The organism is Shewanella sp. 1180_01, from assembly GCF_052850535.1.
This window is the reverse complement of record NZ_VXCT01000003.1, coordinates 25,984-47,074: the sequence shown is the minus strand read 5'-3', so window position 1 is coordinate 47,074 and position 21,091 is coordinate 25,984. Positions and strand designations below refer to the sequence as shown.

The window sequence follows — 21,091 nt, the reverse complement described above, 5'->3', positions numbered from 1 at the left end:
GGAATAAGTGTTGAAAAAAGATATGCAGTTCATCGCATCTCTATTCACCTTTATTACCGCCTAAAGTGGGTACCACTGGCACTCTTCTGTCGTAAGTGTTTACTTGCGCTAACGTCTTATGACCACTGAATTGTTGTTTCTCTGCCAAAGTTCCTTCAAAGTCACTAATGCCCTTGGCTTTAAGATCATGAAAAGTGAAGTCTGTTGCTAGATGTGGGTATTGCTCCTTCATTTTATTAATCGCACGGCGCCATGAAGAACGAATACCTTCGGATGATAGCTTTCCGCCTCTATCTTTATTAATGACATAAATGCTGGCAACACAAGACTGTAAACTTTTGGCTTCATCGATGATGTTTCTTAACCTATTTGACCAGCCTTTGATTTGGCGCTTGCCGGTTTTACCTTGCTGAATAAATAATCCTTCCTCTGTTACTTGTGACCATTTCAGGTCGATCACATCTCCCTGACGAGCAGCACATAAATAACTTATCTCTATTGCCAGTCGTAGGCGCAGCTCTGCGCAGTCACAAATAGCCTGATATTCCACATCGGTGATATAACGCTCCCTCGCTTTTAACTTAAACTTTTTAATCCCTTTTGCTGGATTGCTTTTGCAGCGGCCGCGTTCATATCCCCAAGCAAATACCACACTGGCAGAGGCTAACTCATGGTTTGCCTGTGTTTTACTGCTTACTCCGCGCTTATCCATATAAGTGCGGATATGGTGTGGCTCAATGGCGTCGGGACGCATTTTGCCAAATACCTTACCAAAGCGTTCAAGCTCCTGTTCTCGATCTTTTTGAGTGCGGGGAGCTAACTCAATAAAGTGAGTGCTTGTTAGGTATTCATTGATCAAACTGCGCATGGTGTAGACGGCATTGAGCTCACCAATTGCGGACTCATAGGCTACCCACACTTCGGCACGGCTCGCATTGATACCACATAGGGTGATCGTTTTAGTGCTACCAGCTTGCTTATAGATATAACTTACATACTGACCACGTACCTTATTGCGGTATACCCTAGGTGGCATCCAGGCATCTTCTGCTTTGCGTTTACGCATTATTACATTGCACCAAAATCAGGTTCATCATTGGCAGCGGCTTTCGCTTTCATGCCATAGGGATTATTAACAAAGTGCCAAGTGACACTGGGTTTGCCGTCCTTTCGAATAAAGAAGTTAATCCCCATTTGCCCAAGCCATTCAATTTGTCCAGAAGCACGTTTATGGCCTGACAGTTCCTCAAGGTCTTGCTCTGTTAGGATTTGTTGCATGATAAGTCCTTTATCTCTTAACGGATGCTCTGTGAATACCTTTGGCAGCGCGAATGGCTACGGCACGATTTGTGGTAAATCCACCTCCGGGTAAGGCCCAACCATCTTTTACGGCAACGATCCAACCAGAGCCTATGATGATGTCCTGGTTATTTGCTTGTTCTGATAACTGCATAGTGTTGTTCTCCTTTATTGTCGGTTAACTGACAAATCTTTATTGATCCAGTCGATCTCTTTTATTCGCTCAACGGTAGCTGCCACACTTTCTAGGCGTTTACGCGCTCGGGAGAAGTTACCGGCGTCGATGCTATTCCTAGCGATCGCCACAGAGTCTTGAAATCCGAATACGTAATAATCTTCTAACGCTTCACAAATTCCCTTCGAGTCGATACGGGTGAGTGAAACCAATAGCTTGAGGCGCTTAGACGATTCACCACCTTGGATTAGGTAATTCATAGCTGTTCTCCGTTATAAACTTCCCAAGAAAACATTGGCCTTTTAGTCTTTGGGTGTACTTTCCCTGTTGGTTTTCTATAACGAATATGCAGCTCTTTATGGGGTTCCTGTGTTTTCGCAAGCTCAATGTATTGTTGGCATAGCGTTGGCGTTGAAAGTGAATGACTGAGTTTTTGTGGTTTCATTTTTTCAAAGTTCGCTAACGTCAATTCTTCAAGTTTTTGTTCGTACTCGGTAGGTGATAGGTCTCGGCGATTAGCACCATAACCAACACTTGTACTGCATTTTTTCCGCGCAAGTTTTTTGGCTACACCCAAGGAAATTCCGTATACATAAAACATATTGTGTCTCCTGTTTCGGCTCTGATGCCGCCATTTAGGCTCTCGTTAAGGCTAAGTGGCTTATGTTTTCAGATGAGACTTTAGTGACTGATGCTTTACCTGAACGGGGATCAACATATAGCGAATACTCATGGCCAAGTTCGCCGCTACGGCCGACAAACTGTTGATGGAATAGCTGAGTTGCATTGTTAAAAAACAGATGTTGTTCTAGATCCTGCAGACGCTGTTGCACGCGTTCGCTCTCCATCGGGTTGCTGTTTGGATGGCGTATAGCGTGTAAGACGACGGCAAAGCGGATTGAGACCAGTAGACGATGTTCCTGGCGTTGTTTGGTGGTGCTTGGTGTATGGGTGAGTATCATTTTCCATCCTCTCAGTATAGGTAATGGAATAATAATAAACATTAAAGGTGTTATTTGTAAACACATTAAATCTATTTAAATGTGTTTTTTATGCAGAAACTAAAAATTAGGCATAAAAAAACCGCCAAAAGGCGGTTTTGATTACAACTTATTTTAAGAATGGATTTCCGACTCAAACAATTTAGACCGAGCAACCAAATTCCTCTGAAGTGTAGCTTCGAGCTCCTTTACATCTCTCCCTGCTTTTAACTCTATATCAATGTCTTCTCTAAGTTGTCTGATGGAACTAGCCAAGGCTTTTTCGGTTCGCATTACTCCAATCGGTTTTATTTCATAGCATACAAGTAGCCAATGAATTAAGTATACCAAAGCGGTTACGACTAAGGGGGCGCTCGTCGCGAGCAACGCCTTTATGTCTGGCGAACAGTTGATAAGTTGGATCGCGGCAATAGCCACCGATGATAAAGATGAAGAAGCGACTGCAGGATGCGCAAGTTTACTTGAGGAGCTTGTTGTTGGTGACTTATTTTCTGCCTTTGCCTCAGTCATGATATTACCCTTCCTGTAGATTTAAGAAGGGCTTCAACCAAAGCCTTATTGTCGTCAATTTTCACCTTAGTGACTTCGACTGTGCCGTCGAGTCTAGTGACTTCAACTGTTAAATACTTAGGCGGAAACAAATATAAAGCCAAGAATTTGCCAATGATTAAGCAAGTCTTAATGAAGAAAGGCATAGATATGACTAGGCCAATCATCATGATTAATTGAGTATAAGCTTCATATTCAGACATTTTTAAGCTGCTGTTCTGCTATTGTCCACGTTGCCTTACCACTTCAAGTAACTCTCTTTTATATGTCGGAGAGGTTCCATGACGATGTGTTTTAATTGTTCTTAAGTTTACAGAAAATAATGCAGTTTTCGAGAATTTCTCGTCTTTTTTGAGGACGCGTTCAATGAAAGCGGCGTCTTTCATAGTGACACTAACTAACGAATCATCAGGTAAACGAATTTGCCAGCCGGAAGTACTTTCAAAGTTTACTTTGGTAAAATAAACCTCAACTCTTTTAGTCTCTTCTGTAACCTCTTCGATAATACTTTGAGAAATGGTTTTAAAATCAGTAGCCTCTTCAATAGTTACATTGTTGACTTCTTGACCCTTTTCATCTTTGAAAACCAGCTTAGCATTACTTTCCCCTTCAAGTGGAGAGTTGATAATGGCATCTAAGCTGTCTCTGATGGTTTTATTAACCACAAGTTCGGCGATCTCTGAAGGTAAATTCAACGTACTATCATCAGAAAATTTCAGCTGTGTCATGCCATTTTTGGCATTTTCAGTCAGTTTTATTTTGCGGGATTTTATCTGTTTCAGTGCTCCTATAACGGTTGTAGCAGCTCCGGCTCCCTTCATAAAACCAATGATGGACATTGGGTTTATCCCATTAGAAGATAGATAAGAAACGAACTCGACAACGAATGAACCTTCGCTGTGAGCCTTGACTTCAAGCCTAAGTTCTGAAGCTTCACCATTAATAATTTTATTAGTATTTTTTAATACCTTAGCCATGTTTATTATGGCGTCTCCGAGTTTTTCGGCGTCAATGGTGTGGTTTGCAGTTCCGTCGGTGTCGTAGGATATCTGGAAAGCATATCGATCATCATTAATCATTGTATTGATTCCTTGTTTTTTTTATTAGCTCAAATATAAAACTTCAATATCATAGGGTTCGGGGAACTGCAATGGCTATGTCAACTAGAATGCCCTACCCGAAAATATCACTACACCGACAATCTCGCAGTTTCCATTAATGGGAATTAATTGCTCTGGCCAATTAGGATTTAACGGTTTTAAAAATTTATGGCTACTTTCAATCACTAGCTGTTTAAAGGTGGCTTCGTTCTGGTCGTTTAATCGTGCGACCACATAGGCACCATGGCGCCATTCAACTTCTGGATCGACAAAGATTAAATCACCATCGCGAAAAGTGGGCTCCATACTAACCCCTTGCACTTTGAGCACAAAGGTATTGGCGCTACAGCTTACAGGACAAGGAAAACGCTCGGCTTCGAGGGCGTGAATTTCTTCTATAGCAGACCAAGCTCCTGCTTTCACCCAACTAATTAATGGGAAGAACCCCTTAATTTCTGGGCCAACAGATATGTTGCTCATTTCTGACGGCGGAACGGCTTCTTTGCCAAACAATAACCAATCTGGTGAACATTTTAACACCCTAGCAATCTCTACTATATTTCGAGGTTGCTTGGTTGTCCCATCTTCAATCTTATGGATTGCATTTTGAGATACACCTATCTCACTAGCCAATTGCGCTTGAGTGATATTTAGTGCTTTTCGACGGCTTCTGATTCGTTCACTAATGGTCATTTATTAAGGTCACAACTTCTAGTTGTTTAAACACCTATTCTCACAACTTTTTCATGTCTTGACAATTCAACTAAAGTTGTTTCAAATACACATTAAATCTATTTAAAGGGGTGTTTATGTTAGCTATTGAAAAAGCAGTTGAGATTATTGGTGGACAAACAGTATTAGCCAACCAGTTAGGGATCAGACAAGGCCATGTGTGGAATTGGCTCCATCGTCATAAACAGGCCCCTGCCAAATATATCCGTTTTATTTCCACAGCTACTCAAGGTGCGGTCAGTGTGGATGAGTTACTGCACGATCACGAAACTAATCACCAGCTCAAGCATACTGCTTAGGGATTAATCTTCATGAAACACAAATCACGGTTGGATTTACTTATGGTGGCGATTCACCGTTGGCTTGAAATGCCTAAGGTGAGCCGTTCGATTATTGCCTCTGAGATTGTTACAGCGGCTAATGAGCTTGGGCTAATAACTTTGTTGGCAAATGAGGGGATAAGTTTTAACTGCACAAGCGACCCGTATAACGATTCGCGGGTTAATGCTCAGAAGATTTTTAGATGGCTTGGGCAGTATCAAGAAACCCATGCCATGCCTGAACGTTTATTCCACGTTGAACAAGCCATTTTGGCGGCTATGCCTCAGCACTTGAAGCTGAACTACCTTAACGCCGTTTACGGCATTGTTGGGGTGACTGTAGTTGCCGACCATGGATTTTCCGGGAATGAGATTAATACCGCGGCGTTAGCTATCACTTTGACCAAAGAAAACTCCGAAGCCCAAATTGCCGTTATTCAACTCGGTAATGCGCCAAGCCGTGATGAGGTTATGGCCGCATATCGTGAGCTAACTGAGTCGAGGGGAACAACCCAAGCGGCTCTTGATTTGCTTGAAAAGCATTATCCATTTGTTGGTAATAAAGCCGGCTTAAAGGCAGTGGAGGGGAAGCATGTTTGATGAGGAATGTTTGATCTGTTGTTTTTATGGTGCAGCAAACTGCAGCGCACATTCACATGATTTGGATAGTCAGTTAAGTGACAAAGATCCGTTAGAGCTTGAAGCTGAAATTACTGCCCTTAAAGCCAAAAAAGCAAAGCTACAAGCAGACGGTGAGGTTGGGATAAAGCGTGAAGTTCTATTGGCGCGGTCTAATTGCGATTCACTTAAGTCCGAAAAAATGAAGAAAGCCTGCCGAATGTTTGGCGACAGAGTGCAGGCTTAATACCCATCTAAAAGGCAATAGCATGATAGATAAGCAAATGAGTTTAGTCAATTTGACTAATTTGAGGGAAAGAACGGGGGCTTACGTATGAGTATGGAGCTAATGGTGCTGGCGATGAAGGTGAAAGTCGGCAACCCCCTACGCAAGCTGGTCCTAATCAAGCTCGCTGACAATGCGAGTGATAGTGGCGAGTGTTGGCCGAGCTATCAATACATTGCTGAGCAGTGCGAGATTGGCAACAGTACGGTGCGTAAACACATTAAAGATCTTGCTGATGATGGTCTGTTGACGATTAAGGCCAGAAAAGGTCCAAAAGGCAATGACTCAAATGTGTATAAATTGCACCTGCGGGAAGGTGAGCGCAAACCGTCTAAGCACGAGCCTTTGCAACAGAGTGAAAATCCGTCTTTAACACCAAAACAGGCCGCAAAGGCTGATAATTCAAGGGTGCTACCAGATAGCATAGGGGGATGCCAGCAGATAGCAGACCCTATGTCACCAGATAGCATAGGGGTATGCCAGCAGGTAGCAGACCCTATGCCACCAGATAGCACCGAATCAGTCATTAAACCAGTAATTAAAAGCTCTAAAAAAACTATACAAAAAAATGCGCTGGATTTTTCTGCTTGGCCAGCCATGCCGAGTGAACAGACATTGGCTGATTGGCAGGCTATGCGAAAACGACAAAGGGCTGATGTTAGCCAAACGGTGATTAATCGTTTAGCGCCACAGTTGCACTTAGCCGTTGGTGCCGGTTTTAGCGTCGATGATTGCTTGGCCGAATGTGTTACTCGAAATTGGCGTGGATTTAATGCTGTGTGGTTAGGGAATGCGGGCGTAAGCCCTAATCATATTCCGACTGCTTCAGAGGATTGGACTCGCCATGTATTTGACCCGGAGGACCCTTTGGTATGAGCGCACAAAGCATACAAACCTTAATGCATTCACGGCCGATTGTTGGGAATGGCGGGCAGGGTAATAGGGCTGAACCGACTACTGCAGATCGGGCCATTGTGGATAGTATTTTCGTCAAACTAAGAATTTTATTTCCTGTTGGTGCGCCTCGCCAGGATGAAGAAGGAATACATAAATCTGAATGGCTTAAGACACTAGCAGTGCAGGGGATTCGTAGTCGTGAACAAGTTCAGCATGGTTTAAATAGGGCGCGGCGAGAGGTAGGCGACCGTAAGTTTTGGCCTACTCCAAGGCAATTTTGTGCCTGGTGTATGCCATCTGCAAATGATGCCGGATTGCCAGAGTTGGAAGCTGCCTATCGCGAAGCGTTAAAGCATTACCATCGTCCCGATAGGCACCGCTGGAGCCATGATATTGTGCGTTTGGCTGTACGCGAGACTGGAAGTTGGTTATTTGCTCAAGGGGCTGAAAAAGAGGTTTTTGAGGTGTTTAGCCATAATTACACACAATTAGTGAGGCGGTATGTGGCCGGTGAGGATTTTGATTTTGAGTTACCGAAAGCTTTACCTGCAGAAGTGACTGTTCCAACCGCTCCCTCTAAGGCGAGGCAGATACTGGCTGAGTTAAGGGCTAAGCATGGTTTGGGTGGGGGGGATTGATGCCAAAATCGGTTAAGCCTTTCGTGGGAGTGCAGTTTGGCAAGGCTAACACAACAACAATCAAACGCTGGTTAGTGGAGTCTGATGCGCGTGAATTTAGGGATTGGCAGTATCCCAATGTGAAGTTTAGGGCGAATAAAAATAGGACTAAAGCGAGCGTGTTCTTGGTGTTACATGAGGGCGGGAAAAGCCTTTGGAAGAAGCAAGGCCACTATCCTGCTATGTGTTTGAAGACGTTTTTTAATGGCTTACCACAATTACTGGCCAAACGTGCGATTGGTGAGATTAGCAATAGTAGTGAATTGCTAACGCTTGAAGATCTGTTGCTTTGGTATGCAGATCATGTTTCGACCAATACAACCTTAAGTAAAAGTTGGCGTGATAACTGTGTCTCAATGATCCATAAGCAGCTCCTACCAAAAGTCGGGCACCAAAAAATCACTGAGTTTGATTTTATCTGTATCGACTCTTTACTGGTAAAAGCGATGCTTTCTGCTGAGTATGCTCCCCATTATATCCGCCTATGTGTAAACGTTTTAAAAAGAGCCTTTTCGGCGGCATGCGATTTACGTTTATTAGCGGTTAACCCGCTAGCTGGATACAGAGTGCAGTTTAGCTTGAAGTTGGGCCCAGGGTTAGAAACAACGCTCACAGAGACGGATTTAACCGAACTGTTTGCTGCATTACAGGGGGCAAGTCGTCCTACCAATATACTGTTTTTACTTATGCTGATGTTTGGAACACGGATTAATGAAACCCGGTTAAGCCGTTGGGAGCACTTTGCTGGTGATTATTGGATTATCCCTGCAGTAAATGCCAAAACTCGCCAAGAGCACCGATTGCCATTAACCCCAGCTGCAAAGTCATTATTACTGGGCTATCGCCAATGGCAGTTAAAGCACATAGGTAAGCGAGCTTACTTATTTTGTGGTGATAGTGGGGTGATCTCCAAAAGAGCTGCGCAATACTGGAGCGAGCAAATCCGCTTTAAAGGGTTTACTAGCCATGCGCTTCGTAAACTCTGTCGAACCATTATTGCCGATATGGGCGTAGACACTATGGTTGGCGAGCGCATTTTAAATCATGCCTTACCGATATTACTGCGTACTTACGTGCATAGCACCTTAGATAAAGGTGTTTTGGCGGCGCTTGAGGCTTATCACCAACACTTGGTTAAGCGCGGATTTGTGGGGGCTGTATGACTCGTGGATTTGAGATTTTAAAAACGGGTCGCCGTATTCGTGGTTTGACCCAAGCTGAAGTTGCTGAAACCTATGGCGTTAACTCAAAGACTTATCAGCGTTGGGAACGTGGACAAACGCCAGTTTCCTATGATGATTTAACGGCGATTTGCGACCAGGTGTTTCGTATTCCATTGAGTGAAATCCAAAGGGCGGCGGTTTATGCAAGATGATGTAAGAGAAAGGATTACCATTAAACAGCTGCGCAAAGAGCTGACTCAGTGGGGGCGTTATTGGTCGAACAAGGAGTATGGGCAAGGGCACGCCAGCCGCAGCGCCTGCGATAAGTTGGGTGAAGTCCGTTGCTTTGGTTCGGTTATCAGTGAAGCCACAGTTCCTGCCAATATTGCCAACTATGATCGACAAATTACCCGGTTAAGTCATGATTGCCGCCGCGCCTTGCGTGTCCACTATATCTGCAAACGCAACTGGGCTTTGGTTGAATTTGACTCTGAGAAGTCATATCTATACTGGTTGAAAAGAGCTGAAAGGCAGCTTCTTTAAATTGCTAAAGCAATTAGTTAGAGATAATCTAACATTAGAGCTTTAGGGATAGGATGCAAAAGGTACTTGCTTTTATTGTTGACAGTACCGTCATTAAATCCTAGTATACATTTATCGGCTCGGCACAGTGCACGTTCAAATTTTTAGCGAACGTCCACAGTCCCGAGCCTTTTATTTTGTGAAAAAAATGAATAAAAAAGTGGCTTTTTTTGTTGATGGCGGGTACTTCATGTCCCGTGTCAAATTTTACTATAGAAAATACTATTCCACATCAGGAGTCGAGCTTACTCCGAAGCATGTCGTTGAACTCCTATACTCTTTGATTAGAAATCATCAAGAAAATATTCATCGTGATGAACTATATCGTATTTATTACTACGATGCTCCGCCATACAGTGAGCAGATGCGAGAACCTGTACCTAGAGAACCTGGGCAAGGACTTTCAACTAAGTCTTTTAAAAATTCACCTAATACCATTTTCCAACTTGAATTGCACGATCTCCTAAAAAATCGTCGAAAGTTGGCGCTAAGAATGGGAAAGTTATCCAATGCAAAGGACTGGATCTTAAAGCAAGACATACAGAAGCAGCTATTGTCAGGTAAAATTCAAGTTGCGGATCTCAAACCAGATCATTTTAAATTGGATGTGAAGCAAAAAGGCGTTGATACCCGTATAGGTATCGACATTGCAACATTAACATTGAGTAAGTTCGCAGATGCTATTGTATTGTTCGCAAGTGATGCTGACTTTGTTCCAGCAGCTAAGCTAGCTAGAACTCATGGTGTTGATGTAATGTTAGACCCATTGTACGGTAATGTAGACCAAGAGCTGAATTTGCATGTAGATGGCAAAAAGTCTTTCGATATAGTTTCTGTTCTTTCACGAATCATGGGGGTTATTCCAAATCCTAGGCCTGCATGGTGGGTTGAACGATAGGATATATATTAAACGGAATTAGTGAATATGTTTATTTTAGATATGTCTGTACTTAGAGTCGGGGATATTTTACTTACAAGAGAAAAGAAGTTTATTAGTAAAGGGGTTCGCTTATTTTCTCAAGGTGATTATTCTCATGCAATGCTGTATGTAGCTAGAGCAAGTTATATTCATTCTGACCGAGCTGGAGTTCATTCAGGAAATATTCAAAGGAAACTCTTTGATAGGGCTGATGATGTAAAAGTCGTTAGGGTTAATGATGAAAAATACATTAGATTAGCTTGTGATTATGCAAGAAATAAAATAGGCACTGAATACAGTATTAAAGATGCCATAAAATCTGTTTTGCCTAAAGAAAATGTGACTCCGAGCGATAAGCAATTTTGCTCAAGGTTAGTTGCTGAATCATATCAGTATTCAGGCTTGTATCTAGTTGATAACCCTCACTTCTGTACACCGTCAGAATTAGGTGACTCACAATATGTTAAAGAGGTTCTTGGGTGTGTTAGAGAGGCAAGTGAGGCTGAAGTACTATTTGCGAAAAGTCAGACAGAATTGAATACTCAAACTTCAGCAACTAATCTGATACTTAGTGAGGCTCGAAGAATTATAGGGAAGAATATACAAAATTTTCAGGATTTAAATGAGGCTTTACTTTTAGATGACTCATTTGATTCTGAAATATATGAAGTAGCTATGAAAAGTGGCTATTATGATTTATTGCCAAAGGATATGATTAAAAATCCTTGGCGATATGATGGCGAAAAGTTTATTGCGCGACCAATTCCTAAAAATGTACTTATTACTAATGCTCTTGATGAAATTGAAGCAACTAAAGAGCTGCATTCTCGATATTTTAGAATGTATCAATATTATACGGTTTTGTGTTCAAAATCTGGGTTGAAGTATTTTATGAGAGAGCGGCAACTATATTCTGACTTACTAAGTGCAACAGATTTAAATAGGAAGTCTGCTGAGTATGCTTTAAAGGCTCTTCAATGTTAATGTCTTTGGTTATATATTTTTCCCTATAAAAATTAACTTTCCTATTATATTCATTGCATCTCCTTTATTCTTCGGTGCAATGAATTCTTTTTCATTATCAGTAAAAAGCCCCAGCTCAGAGTTTACAGGCTCTTGCACAGTATCAAAAATAGCGATCTGTTGAGTACCATCTGCATTTTTTAGTGTTCGTGTTATTAGTGCCATATTTATGCCTTTCTTTACGTTTCTTGATAAACCTATGAGAACACGCCTTTCCAATCGCGCAAGAAAACAGCTATAACACAAAGCGCAAATTCAGAATATTTCTCTTTAATTACAAACAGTTTCTCTTTAGTTGTATGTTTTTTCTAGCCGTTTTTTCATACGTGCATTTATTCGTTAAATGTACTAATGTACGACTTATTGTTGTTACTACGAATTAAAAGACGTATGGCTAGAAAGACTTTCTTAATTAGTCCTGAACAAGTTAAATCCCTACGCTTAAAAGTCGGGCTGACTCAAAAGCAAGCTGCAGAACTGATCCATGTTTCACTTCGACAGTGGCAGAAATTTGAAGAGTCTGAATCTTCTGGTACCCATGTACGAATCGCTGATGCTACTTTGGAATTGTTCTGTTTGAAGACTGGCTTAACGTTTCCACCAAACTTTAGCGGTGGCTATCACCATGGGAAAGTGATTAGTTTTGCCGGTGGTGCAGGAGGTATGGGGCGATCTTCACTTACTCGAGATATGGCGATTCTTCTTGCTAATGATGGTTATGATGTGTTGCTAGTTGTTAGTAAAAAATACAGCCAGTTGATACATGGTCAAACTTTTGCGGCCTATACTAACCAGCCATTTCCGAAGATTCTTTTTGAAGAAGACATTTGTTGGACTGGTCGAGACTTTGTAAAAGCAACATTTACAGAGATACAAAAGCATTATGATTTTATCTTTTTTGACCTTGAGACTGGTGTCCGTCATTTAGTTGCTGACCATTTCCCTATCGACCTTATTGTTACACCTGGTCGTCCTTTTGACCGCTTTCACACCTCAATCGAAAATAGCAGGGCATTCCTTATGCGCAGGAATGAAGTGGAGTTTGCTAAACCTAGCACTAAATTAGCTTTCTTGTTAATCGATGTAAAAATGGACTATGCATTTAGGTTTTCAAGTTATGTTGATGAGTCTTTTAAAGACGAATTAATAGACGAGATCATGTTCTACCCCAAGAGCTATCAAAAATCGTGCTCGAAAGATCTAAAGCTCCTTTATGAATTGGAGAGGGAGGGAGTCTATGTTTTTGATGCTTATACTACGTCTACCTACGATTATCACAGCGACATAACCAAAGAAAAGCATAAGGGAGATGATGCTGTGATGCATTATCTTGATAACCCAAACACTATTGCAGCTCATGATTTACGTGCTGTTAAAAAGGAAATGCTAAGACTACTTGGCGTTAAATAAAATGGGGTCGTTATGACTGAGATAATCCTGAGATCATCTTATTTTCTTAGTCAGCACTAAGTCCTGTAACACCAAGCTCTGCAGCTAAGTTGTTGCATCAGCCTCAGAGAAGGATGCAATGGTTTAGTCAATTTGGGATGAGTTTGGTGAATCGGTAAGTTAAAAATGTCAGTTAAGCGACAAAATTTGAGCCTGAGCCAAGGAAAAAAAGGTGTTTTCTGTGGCAAAAGACTTAAAAAGGGACATTTTTAGGGCTATTTGAAACGCCGAAAAACTGTACATTACAACTATGCTCACCAAAGCAATACCCTGAGAACTTCACCTGTTGCCCTATTCATTTGGATAGGGCATTTTTTTGGCCTAAAGCTTATGAATGTATTAATAAAAGCCAGCGAATGGAAAGGGCGTTTAATTGCCTACGGTGGCGGTAGTGGTATCAGTATTTTTTCTAGTGAAGTGGCGGCTAAGGCACAGGAAGCCGCAGATATGGCAGTACAAATTCCTACCTCAGCTTTTACTATTTCCACGTTAGTTTCAGTTGGTGGCTTGTTAGTTGTGGCAGGCCGATTAGTGTTTGATATTTGGAAATATTTAGACGAGCGTCAGCAGGCTAAGAAGCCCAAATAAAACAGTCAACTCATTCCATAAGCCCTGAATATTCAGGGCTTTTTTGTTTCTGGAGGATTGCTATGACCGTGTATTACGGCCTCGTTAATAAGCAGCAAGTAATGGTGTTTGCTCAAGCGGTTTGTGGGGTGTTAGGCGGTGGTGATAAGGCCGTTGATTTATTGATTGAGACTGCAGCAGCCGAAACGCTATTGGGCTCTTATCGTGACTTAACCACTTATGCCGCTGGAACAGGTGTAACACAGGTAGATGAAGGCACGTTTGATTGGTTAAAGAGTAAATACAAAAAACATCGACTGGCTGATGCGCTTTATCAGGCATTTGGCATCTATCTGGGCAAGGTTAGCTATGTCGAGCTAGAAACCTCGCCATTACTGAGTTTTATCTTTTGTCGCTTACGTTATTTCGCTGTGCAGAGTCCGATACCTGAGACTCGTGAAGGGCGAGCGCTGTACTGGAAGCGGCATTACAACACATCGGCAGGCAAGGGCACACCAGAGGAGTACTTGGTGCGGTGTGAGCTTGCAGGTGTTAATGCGTTACTTCCATAGGAGATTGATTATGCAAAAACTATTTTCAAATACGAAATTAGCCACGGTTTTCGGGTTGATGCTTGCTTTAGTGTTAATGCCATTTGCGGCATTGGCAGCATCGCCAGAACTAATTCCACCTATTGAGGCATTGCCGGGATGGGCAGGAGTGATGATTGCTGTGCTTTATGGTGTTGCTCATGCTGTTGCATTACTGCCAACGTCTATTACCTCTCGTTTACCTAATGCATTGAAAGCAATACTGAATTTTGTTGCTGCTAATTACGGTGCAGCAAAGAATGAGAATAAGCAGTGAATTGGCTGAAGTTGTTCGTTTTACTGCTTGAGTGGGGCGTGCAACTAAAAAGGCGTGATGATGAAACAAAGCGTGAAGAACGGTTGCTACTGGCTAAGACCAATCCTGGTGATTATTTGCGTCAGTTTGGGCGGGTGCAGCATGTTACCGCCCCCCAAAACCCCATGCGTGGCAACAGTTCCAGTGCTAACGAATGTGATCGAGAGTGATGAAGTTTTTATTGTTTCTCAATCAGACATGGCTCAGCTCACGCTTTACATTGAACAATTACGCCAATGCGTTGCAGTCAACTCTATGTAATCTTCTGATATGAAAGAAAAAAGGTACTCCCAGGAAAGGAGTTAACCAACGGGGCATAGACTCGCGGAGTCTGCCTCGTTTCATATTTTCAAACTGAGTCCTTTCTCCTTTCTGGTTTGAGAAAGGACTTTTGATAAAAGATTTTTGAAATCAGATCGTTGTTTTAAATATGAAGAAAGGACTTTGGAGCAAAAGAAAGGACTTTTGTTTTATTTTTACTCAATTTAAGAAGTCCTTTCTTTTGGTGCGTTATGGCATATGTAAATCGTAATGAATTTGCTGACATTTTGGGTAAGTCACCCAAATGGGTTGCTAACCAAATTGACTCGGGGTTACCCGTTGAAGGAGGTGGGAGTAGAGGTAAGGCGTTAGTGATAAATACTGAGCTAGCGATCAATTGGTTGATCGAGCGTGAAGTAAAACGACAGGTTGGTGAGCTTCAAGGTCCCAACGGTGCTCCTGTAGAAGGCACCAAAGATGGTGAAGAGTTGCTTTTAACCATGGCTAAACGGCGTAAGGCCGATGTAGATGCCGCGAAAGCCGAGCAATCTGTGATTGATTTGGAAGATGTTGGGCAATTTTTATATGCAATTTCCGCACTCTATGGCAGTGAACTCAACAGCTTGGGAGCGCGTTTAGCTTCAGAGGTCGCACAAATACATGAACCAGCCATGTGCAAGCATCGAATCGACAGTGAATGCCGCCGTGTCCGCGCTGCCACAGCTGAACGCCTCCGTGGATTTGTTGCTGAATACCGTGCTCAACAGCGCAGTGATCGTGGATGCGAAGCCTCTGAGGAATGCGGCGACTTGGGCGACTGAGAATCGGATCATGCCACCCGGCTCTCCGATACCTGGGCCCTTTGATACCTCGACAACGCCTTACATGCTTCCTGTTTGTGAAGCATTTGCTTGTCCGCAGTTTAATCGCGTGACCTTTGTGATGGGAACGCAAATGGGTAAATCTGCAACGATGCAGAATGTCATTGGTTGGAAGCTTGACGATGATCCTGCACCAATCATTTATGTCGGCCCTACAGAATCTAATATTAACAACGTCGTCGAACCGAAAATCATTGAAATGTTCCAAGAGGCCAAAACCTTATGGATGAAGTTTGACAAGAAAAGTACCAAACATAAGAAACGTGTCGCGGGCGCATCGCTGCGTTTTGCATGGGCAGGTTCGGCCACAGAACTGGCATCTGATTCAGCGGTTATCACGCTCGTTGATGAATTGGATAGACCCGATGAGAACGCCACTGGTGAAGGGGATTTAGCTGAAATCGCCGAAGCGCGTGGTGATGCGTATACCGATTCTAAGCTTGGACTCACCAGCACGCCAACACACGGTATTGTGAGGGCATCGCCACATCCTGATACAGGCTTAGTTCATTGGGCGCTTTCTGATAAGGGGAAAGTTTCAAGCCCCATTTGGCGGCAATGGGAAAAGGGAACTCGCCACGAATGGGCAGTACCTTGTCCCGACTGTCATGAATACTTTATGCCTAGAAGTGAGCTTCTATGGTGGCCAGGCATCGGGACTGAGGATGAGTGTACACCCGCTCAAGCAGTGAAAGCGGCGAGATTAATTTGCCCTCATTGTGGGAGCCAGATTGAAGATCGTCACCGTAAAGAAATGAACCGTCTCGGGGTGGCAATTGCTCCTGGTCAGGCTGCTACGCTTGCCGATGGGCATGTGCTTATCACTCAGAATGGCTATGAGCATGTCATTCCCTATGCGGGTTTTTTGAATACCGCCGATGAAAACAACCATTTCAGTCTTTGGGTCAGTGGTTTGTGTAGCTTTTCTGGCAAGAAAAGTTATGGCTTTCTTGCTCGTAAATTGTTGGAAGCACAAAAGAGTGGTAACCCCAATGCATTACTGACTGTCTATAACACTGGTTTTGGTGAGATATACGCCATAGCCGGCGAGGCGCCAGAGTGGGAAGAGGTTTATGCGCTGCGTTCGTCCTACGCATCCGGCCAGATACCGGAAGGTTTTGACCAACTCATTTGCACGGTAGACGTGCAGAAAAACAGGCTGTACTACGTGCTACGCGCTTGGCGCCCAGGCATGTCTAGCCGCCTGATTGAGTGGGGCGAGATTTGGGGAGACACAGATAAGCCAGAGGTCTGGAATGAGCTGTCCGAGTTTCTAGAGCAGGAATGGGATGGCAAGCAAATCCAACTGATGGGTGTCGATGCTGGCTTCAGAACTGATGAAGTGTTGGCGTTCGTGCGCCGGCACAAGGGCCGAACTCGCGCCCTTATGGGGTTTGAGCGTTTGCCTAAACCGTTTCGTTTAGTTCGTCTTGAAGTAGACAAAAAGGGTAAGACTCGCCTGCACGGTGATAAACGATGGGACTTTGATACTACGCTGGCCAAAGCCTGGGTACATAGCCGAGTGCGATGGCCCAAGGGCAAGGAAGGCGATTGGTTGATCCCCTCAGATATTACCGAGGAATACTGCCGCCATATTGTTGCCGAAGAATTTAACGAAGAAACAGGAAAGTGGAATCAGACCGCCAAGCGGAACGATTACCTGGACTGTGAGGGGATGCAATACATGTGCGCCCGTATGCTGAGAATTGACCGCAAGAAGTCGTCTGCTTCACCAGATGAACCCGATGGCTCCGAGCATGAAGATGCCGAGCCAGATGAAGAAACTCCACCAAAAGCCACCAGAAAGCCAGTCAAGCGCAAACGGTCCAGCCGTAAACGCACCGGCGGCGGAGGCTTTGTCAGCCGGTATAGATAATGAATGAACCTAAGAAAATAAGCGCCGGTACCTCAGTTAGCTGGTCATTTGGTCACGAGTTAGCGGATGGCCAGTGGCAGTTTAACTATGCCCTGCGCGGCCAAGGTGCCATTGACATAGACACAACCGCTGCAGACGGACTGGTGACAGTCTCCAAGTTAGCCGATGTGACAGCAGCCTGGATTCCTGGGCTGTATGACTGGCGCCTGTATGCCAGTAATGGCGCTGACCGGCAGTTAATAGCGTCTGGCCAGATGGAGATTGAGGCCGATTTTGCCAGCTTGACCGCTGGGCACGATCCCCGCAGTCACGCCAAGCGAATGCTGGATGCGATTAATACGGTGCTCGAGGGCCGGATTCTTTCCGATCATGAGAGTTACACCATTGACGACCGCCGCCTAGACCGCATTCCCATTCTGGAATTGCATAAGCTGCGTCGGGTTTACATTCAAAAAGTCAGAAGCGAGAAGGGTAAAGGCTTCCGGCTTAAACGAGTGTTGACGAGGTTGCCAGCATGACAGAAGCCAAACAAGAAACCGATGGCCGCAAGACGCGCCGCAGCCAGCCAGGCAGCAAACGCTTCGCGCTGGCAAAGCAAGGGCTGACAGGACCACGACTTGGTGGCATGTCACTGAGCATTAACGAGGAACTGCGCCGAGACTTGTCCGTGATAAAGGCTCAGTCTCGCCGCGCCGGTAACGATGACGGTTACGTGGTCAAGTTCCTGTCTATGTGTGAAACCCACATAGTCGGCCCAGAAGGATTCGCTTTCCAGAGTAAGGCCAAGTCTTTTGGTGGTCAGTCAGATGACAAGGCCGCCAATGATTTGATTGAGGAACACTTTGCTAACTGGGGGAAGAAAGGCGCTTGTGATGTGACTGGCCGTTATAGCTGGCAAGACATTCAGACGCTGTTTATTCGTACAGTTGCCGAGGATGGTGAAATCCTGGTGCGCTTTGTTGAGGGGTTCCCTAATCAGTACGGCTTTGCGCTGCAACTGCTCGATTCAGCCCACTTAGACATTAACTATAACCGTGAACTTAAAGATGGCCTGCGTATTCGCATGGGGGTGGAATTAGATGGATGGGACCGCCCAGTGGCGTACCACATTCTCACTCACCACCCTGGAGATAGGGTTTATTTTTACGGCAACACCCGTTATGAACGCATCCCGGCCAGTGAAATGTTACTGGCCTTTTTGCCTTTCAGGGTAGGTCAATGTCGTGGCGTTCCATGGGCACATGCTGCGCTGTTGGAAATGCACCACTTGCATGGCTACCGCGAAGCGGAGCTGACCGGTGCAAGGGTTGCAGCATCCAAGATGTTGGCATACGAGCCAGACTCTGACGTTGAGCCAGAGGATGAAGACGATGAGCCCGATTTTGTTGAAGAGGTCGAACCCGGCATGGCCGTGGTTGTTCCCTATGGTTACACCCTAAAAGAGCTGAACTTCAATCAGTCAGGCAGCAACTTTGCGGCCTACATGAAAGAAGGTAAGCGCGGCGCTGCCAGTGGTCTGGATGTCAGTTACAACACCTTAGGTAATGATGGTGAGGGAATTAGCTTCTCTAGCCTACGTCAGTTCGTGTTGGAAGACAGGGACGGCTGGAAGAAGAAACAGCGCTGGATGCGTCAAGAACTGTGTGACTTGGTTAAATCCAAATGGCTGCGAATGTCACTGCTCAGCAATGCCATCCCTGGCTTGCGGTTTAGCGAACTTAAACGGCTGGATAATCACAGATTCCAGGGCCGCAGATGGGATTGGGTTGACCCGCTCAAAGATGAGAAGGCCAACACTGAGGCCATCAACAACATGACCAAATCCCCACTGCAGATCATTCGTGAACGGGGGGAGGACCCTGAGACAGTGATCAACGAGTTGCTGGAGTTTGAAAACATGGTGGCACAGGTACGCAAGCAGCGAGCCGTAACCACTCAACAACAAGGAAACCAGAATGGCAAAGAAGAAGAGCAAGACTCTTAAGCTTGGCCGCCAGTTTCGCACCCTCACCTTTGTCCGTGAATCCATTAATGAAGAAAACCGCACCGTTGAATTGAGTTTCTCAAGCGAGGAACCCGTTGAACGGTGGTTCGGCATGGAAATTCTCGGGCATGCGCCTGGTGAGTGTGATTTGTCGAGACTGAATAATAGCGGCGCGTTCCTGATGGATCACAACACTCGTGACCAACGTGGAGCGATTGAAAGCGCAGTTATCGACAAAAAGAAAGGTAGAGCCATTATTCGCCTTTCCAGTAGCGAGCGCGGCGAAGAGCTATGGCAAGACCTCAAAGATGGTATTCGACCGCATATCAGCGTTGGGTACCGTATTTTGGAGATCATCCACGTTAAGCGAGATGAGAACGGGGTTGATTGGTATCGGGCAACCAAATGGCAGCCCTATGAAATTTCATCTGTATCTGTGCCAGCTGACACTTCAGTGGGGTTAGGCCGAAGTGATGATAACGACGACACAACTGATTTTAACATTGAACTAAGAGAGTTAGGTATGGACGAAGACGAAATCCTAGAGCAGCAACTAGAAGAACAAAACCGTGATAAAAAGCCTGTTGGTAAGCCACGACAGAAGGCTCCAGCTGTAGCCGTAGACGAAGAAGCCGTTCGCAAGCAAGAAACTGAACGCTGCCAAGAAATTATGGCTATGGGTTCACAATTTGGCATGGGCCGCGAAGCCCAAGCAGCCGTGGCCAATGGCGACCCAGTTGATAAATTCCGTCAATTGGTCCTTGACGGTGTGCGTGATAAGAAAGTTAAACCTACAGGTACAGAAATGAACCTGGGGTTAGACGCTAAAGACGTTCGCCGTTATAGCCTGATCAATGCGGTTCGCGCCAGTATCACCGGTAATTGGAAAACAGCTGGTTTTGAGCGTGAAATCTCTGTCGCCCTGGCAGATAAAATGGGCAAAGATGCTCGCGGCTTCTACGTAAACTATGAAGTATTGGCGCAACTGGGCCGTGCTGCTCAGTCTACTGGTGCAGGTATGGGTGGCGAGTTGGTCGCAACTGACTTATGGAGCAGCCAGTTTATCGATCTGCTGCGCCCTAACTCAATCGCAGCCGGCTTAGGTGTGCGTTTTGCGACTGGCCTGGTCGGTAACGTCGATATCCCAAAAATGACCAGCGGCGCGTCTTTCTACTGGATTGATGAAGACGAAGACGGTACTGAGTCAAATGTGGGTCTGGGCATCATTAAGATGTCACCGAAGACCATTGCCGGTGCTGTGCCAATTACACGCCGTCTGATGCAGCAATCCACGCCAGATATTGATTTACTGGTGCGTGATGAAATGCTGCGCGGTATCGGTCTGGGTATTGATAAGGCGGTGTTCCTCGGAACTGGCCTCAATAACCAGCCGCTGGGTATCAAAAACCAGACGGGTGTGCATGCTATCCCAATCCCTGCAGGCGGTTGGGACTGGAAGACCATTGTGGCGTTTGAAACCGCCGTGGCCGAGTCTAACGCACTGGCGGCTAATATGGCTTACGCCATGCGCCCATCGCTGCGTGGCATCCTAAAAACCACAGAAAAGGCGGCTGGAACGGCTAAGTACCTGTGGGATGGCGACCAGGTTAACGGTTATCCAGGTGTGGTATCTACCCAGCTTGAAACTGATGCCATGTTGCACGGCGATTTTAGCCAGGCACTGGTCGGTATGTGGGGTGCTCTTGACCTGACCGTTGATAAGTCAACGAAGGCTGCTAGCGGTGGTACTGTGCTACGCGTGTTCCAGGATGCAGACGTTGCTATTCGCCATGGTGCTGCCTTTGCCTACGGCAAGAAAGTGTAAT

Annotated in this window: 29 protein-coding genes; 20 read left to right on the top strand and 9 right to left on the bottom strand. The window is 44.9% G+C overall.

Features of this window, described 5'->3' with window-relative positions:
• Positions 1-40: 40 nt before the first annotated feature.
• Genes FW758_RS03445 through FW758_RS03420 form a run of 6 tightly spaced genes read right to left on the bottom strand, consistent with a single transcriptional unit; the run spans position 41 to position 2,436 of the window.
• Positions 41-1,066, bottom strand: coding sequence for a tyrosine-type recombinase/integrase (locus tag FW758_RS03445; protein WP_338255737.1), 1,026 nt, complete (start codon positions 1,064-1,066; stop codon positions 41-43).
• Between the two features lie 2 nt (positions 1,067-1,068).
• Positions 1,069-1,278 (bottom strand): DUF4224 domain-containing protein, encoded by a 210-nt coding sequence (locus FW758_RS03440; protein WP_220054842.1) that lies wholly within the window; start codon positions 1,276-1,278, stop codon positions 1,069-1,071.
• Positions 1,279-1,288: 10 nt separating this feature from the next.
• The gene (locus FW758_RS03435; protein ID WP_220054843.1) at positions 1,289-1,453 is read right to left on the bottom strand and encodes a hypothetical protein; all 165 of its coding nucleotides are present in this window, start codon (positions 1,451-1,453) and stop codon (positions 1,289-1,291) included.
• Positions 1,454-1,467: 14 nt separating this feature from the next.
• Positions 1,468-1,734 (bottom strand): adhesin biosynthesis transcription regulatory family protein, encoded by a 267-nt coding sequence (locus tag FW758_RS03430; RefSeq protein WP_263161723.1) that lies wholly within the window; start codon positions 1,732-1,734, stop codon positions 1,468-1,470.
• The gene (locus FW758_RS03425) at positions 1,731-2,075 is read right to left on the bottom strand and encodes a hypothetical protein (protein ID WP_263161726.1); all 345 of its coding nucleotides are present in this window, start codon (positions 2,073-2,075) and stop codon (positions 1,731-1,733) included. Before FW758_RS03425 ends, FW758_RS03430 begins: the two co-directional genes overlap by 4 nt.
• A gap of 34 nt (positions 2,076-2,109) precedes the next feature.
• The gene (locus FW758_RS03420) at positions 2,110-2,436 is read right to left on the bottom strand and encodes a hypothetical protein (protein WP_263161728.1); all 327 of its coding nucleotides are present in this window, start codon (positions 2,434-2,436) and stop codon (positions 2,110-2,112) included.
• A 412-nt stretch (positions 2,437-2,848) separates the two neighbouring features.
• Between FW758_RS03420 and FW758_RS03415 the strand changes: the two genes are divergently transcribed.
• Positions 2,849-3,004: a hypothetical protein gene (locus tag FW758_RS03415; RefSeq protein WP_446444641.1), complete on the top strand. Its 156-nt coding sequence runs from the start codon at positions 2,849-2,851 to the stop codon at positions 3,002-3,004.
• 241 nt (positions 3,005-3,245) lie between these two features.
• On the opposite strand, the gene FW758_RS03410 is transcribed toward FW758_RS03415, so the two are convergent.
• Together FW758_RS03410 and FW758_RS03405 are read right to left on the bottom strand one after the other, a co-directional pair.
• Positions 3,246-4,103 carry a hypothetical protein gene (locus FW758_RS03410; protein WP_446444640.1) on the bottom strand — a complete coding sequence of 286 codons (858 nt, stop codon included), beginning with the start codon at positions 4,101-4,103 and terminating at the stop codon, positions 3,246-3,248.
• 84 nt (positions 4,104-4,187) lie between these two features.
• Positions 4,188-4,817, bottom strand: coding sequence for a LexA family protein (locus tag FW758_RS03405; RefSeq protein WP_446444639.1), 630 nt, complete (start codon positions 4,815-4,817; stop codon positions 4,188-4,190).
• Positions 4,818-4,933: 116 nt separating this feature from the next.
• Between FW758_RS03405 and FW758_RS03400 the strand changes: the two genes are divergently transcribed.
• The 10 genes from FW758_RS03400 (at position 4,934) to FW758_RS03355 (ending at position 11,302) form a co-directional block, all read left to right on the top strand.
• Positions 4,934-5,155: a helix-turn-helix domain-containing protein gene (locus FW758_RS03400; protein ID WP_263161739.1), complete on the top strand. Its 222-nt coding sequence runs from the start codon at positions 4,934-4,936 to the stop codon at positions 5,153-5,155.
• Positions 5,156-5,167: 12 nt separating this feature from the next.
• Positions 5,168-5,776, top strand: coding sequence for a hypothetical protein (locus tag FW758_RS03395; protein WP_446444638.1), 609 nt, complete (start codon positions 5,168-5,170; stop codon positions 5,774-5,776).
• A complete protein-coding gene (locus FW758_RS03390) occupies positions 5,769-6,041 on the top strand; it encodes a hypothetical protein (RefSeq protein WP_446444637.1) in 273 nt (90 codons plus the stop codon). Before FW758_RS03395 ends, FW758_RS03390 begins: the two co-directional genes overlap by 8 nt.
• Positions 6,042-6,128: 87 nt before the next feature.
• Positions 6,129-6,956 carry a helix-turn-helix domain-containing protein gene (locus FW758_RS03385; protein ID WP_446444636.1) on the top strand — a complete coding sequence of 276 codons (828 nt, stop codon included), beginning with the start codon at positions 6,129-6,131 and terminating at the stop codon, positions 6,954-6,956.
• Positions 6,953-7,615, top strand: coding sequence for a replication protein P (locus tag FW758_RS03380; RefSeq protein WP_446444635.1), 663 nt, complete (start codon positions 6,953-6,955; stop codon positions 7,613-7,615). Before FW758_RS03385 ends, FW758_RS03380 begins: the two co-directional genes overlap by 4 nt.
• Entirely contained in the window at positions 7,615-8,817 is a 1,203-nt protein-coding gene (locus FW758_RS03375; protein WP_446444634.1) for a tyrosine-type recombinase/integrase, read from the top strand. Before FW758_RS03380 ends, FW758_RS03375 begins: the two co-directional genes overlap by 1 nt.
• Entirely contained in the window at positions 8,814-9,029 is a 216-nt protein-coding gene (locus FW758_RS03370) for a helix-turn-helix domain-containing protein (RefSeq protein ID WP_220054856.1), read from the top strand. Before FW758_RS03375 ends, FW758_RS03370 begins: the two co-directional genes overlap by 4 nt.
• The gene (locus FW758_RS03365) at positions 9,019-9,360 is read left to right on the top strand and encodes a hypothetical protein (protein WP_446444633.1); all 342 of its coding nucleotides are present in this window, start codon (positions 9,019-9,021) and stop codon (positions 9,358-9,360) included. Before FW758_RS03370 ends, FW758_RS03365 begins: the two co-directional genes overlap by 11 nt.
• A 187-nt stretch (positions 9,361-9,547) precedes the next feature.
• Positions 9,548-10,297 carry an NYN domain-containing protein gene (locus tag FW758_RS03360; protein WP_446444632.1) on the top strand — a complete coding sequence of 250 codons (750 nt, stop codon included), beginning with the start codon at positions 9,548-9,550 and terminating at the stop codon, positions 10,295-10,297.
• A gap of 27 nt (positions 10,298-10,324) precedes the next feature.
• Complete coding sequence (locus FW758_RS03355) at positions 10,325-11,302, top strand: YiiX/YebB-like N1pC/P60 family cysteine hydrolase (RefSeq protein ID WP_446444631.1); 978 nt, start codon at positions 10,325-10,327, stop codon at positions 11,300-11,302.
• Between the two features lie 9 nt (positions 11,303-11,311).
• On the opposite strand, the gene FW758_RS03350 is transcribed toward FW758_RS03355, so the two are convergent.
• Entirely contained in the window at positions 11,312-11,506 is a 195-nt protein-coding gene (locus FW758_RS03350) for a hypothetical protein (protein ID WP_446444630.1), read from the bottom strand.
• Between the two features lie 225 nt (positions 11,507-11,731).
• Here FW758_RS03350 and FW758_RS03345 point away from each other — a divergent pair, with 225 nt between their 5' ends.
• The 9 genes from FW758_RS03345 to FW758_RS03305 all read left to right on the top strand — a co-directional run bounded on the left by FW758_RS03345 (position 11,732) and on the right by FW758_RS03305 (position 21,090).
• Positions 11,732-12,751 carry a hypothetical protein gene (locus FW758_RS03345; protein WP_446444629.1) on the top strand — a complete coding sequence of 340 codons (1,020 nt, stop codon included), beginning with the start codon at positions 11,732-11,734 and terminating at the stop codon, positions 12,749-12,751.
• 369 nt (positions 12,752-13,120) lie between these two features.
• Positions 13,121-13,378, top strand: coding sequence for a hypothetical protein (locus FW758_RS03340; protein ID WP_446444628.1), 258 nt, complete (start codon positions 13,121-13,123; stop codon positions 13,376-13,378).
• Between the two features lie 62 nt (positions 13,379-13,440).
• Complete coding sequence (locus FW758_RS03335; RefSeq protein WP_330149494.1) at positions 13,441-13,929, top strand: hypothetical protein; 489 nt, start codon at positions 13,441-13,443, stop codon at positions 13,927-13,929.
• A 10-nt stretch (positions 13,930-13,939) separates the two neighbouring features.
• Positions 13,940-14,224 (top strand): hypothetical protein, encoded by a 285-nt coding sequence (locus FW758_RS03330; protein WP_263161769.1) that lies wholly within the window; start codon positions 13,940-13,942, stop codon positions 14,222-14,224.
• Between the two features lie 551 nt (positions 14,225-14,775).
• Complete coding sequence (locus tag FW758_RS03325; RefSeq protein WP_263161771.1) at positions 14,776-15,345, top strand: terminase small subunit; 570 nt, start codon at positions 14,776-14,778, stop codon at positions 15,343-15,345.
• Between the two features lie 10 nt (positions 15,346-15,355).
• Positions 15,356-17,281: a terminase gpA endonuclease subunit gene (locus FW758_RS03320; protein WP_446444692.1), complete on the top strand. Its 1,926-nt coding sequence runs from the start codon at positions 15,356-15,358 to the stop codon at positions 17,279-17,281.
• On the top strand, positions 17,281-17,799 hold the full coding sequence (locus FW758_RS03315) for a hypothetical protein (RefSeq protein WP_446444627.1): 519 nt from the start codon (positions 17,281-17,283) through the stop codon (positions 17,797-17,799). The genes FW758_RS03320 and FW758_RS03315 overlap by 1 nt, the downstream gene beginning before the upstream one ends.
• Entirely contained in the window at positions 17,796-19,265 is a 1,470-nt protein-coding gene (locus FW758_RS03310; protein ID WP_446444626.1) for a phage portal protein, read from the top strand. The genes FW758_RS03315 and FW758_RS03310 overlap by 4 nt, the downstream gene beginning before the upstream one ends.
• Entirely contained in the window at positions 19,237-21,090 is a 1,854-nt protein-coding gene (locus tag FW758_RS03305; protein WP_446444625.1) for a phage major capsid protein, read from the top strand. Before FW758_RS03310 ends, FW758_RS03305 begins: the two co-directional genes overlap by 29 nt.
• Position 21,091: the final 1 nt, after the last annotated feature.